This is a genomic window from Butyrivibrio sp. CB08 (assembly GCF_003625485.1).
Classification (GTDB): Bacteria; Bacillota; Clostridia; order Lachnospirales; family Lachnospiraceae; genus Butyrivibrio.
In genome coordinates this window covers 1-348 of record NZ_RAIR01000029.1, presented here as the reverse complement: position 1 = coordinate 348, position 348 = coordinate 1, and the positions used below count along the sequence as shown (strand labels likewise).

The 348-nt window shown below is 50.6% G+C and carries 1 protein-coding gene and 1 rRNA gene; one reads left to right on the top strand and one right to left on the bottom strand.

Translation table 11 applies throughout. The features are described from left to right. A partial coding sequence (locus D6855_RS16880) for a hypothetical protein (RefSeq protein WP_207667282.1) occupies positions 1–234 on the top strand: 234 nt, incomplete at its 5' end. A 46-nt stretch (positions 235–280) separates the two neighbouring features. Here the strand turns inward: D6855_RS16880 and D6855_RS16625 are convergent. After that, positions 281–348: ribosomal RNA gene (locus D6855_RS16625) — 16S ribosomal RNA — on the bottom strand; the annotation flags it as partial.

Here is a 348-nt window from a genome sequence, read left to right as displayed (position 1 = left end):
CTTTCGGCCGCTTACGTCTTAACCGTCGTGTTCGGGATGGGAACGGGTGTTACCCATAAGCGCATCGCCACCGGAAAAGTGTGTTGTAAGGTTCGCGCAGTCGCTTGTTTCCTCACCGCAACCGACTTCGTCGCTTGCTGCTCGGTCACGCTCTCATACGAATTTCTCTTTTCATCTGCACATCTGAGCAAGCTCATGTGCATCTGCAAAGTGAAATTCCTGCGCTCACTTTGACAACTAGACAGTAATACAACTCCCTACTTCATTCCTATTTCCTTAGAAAGGAGGTGATCCAGCCGCAGGTTCTCCTACGGCTACCTTGTTACGACTTCACCCCAGTTATCCGAC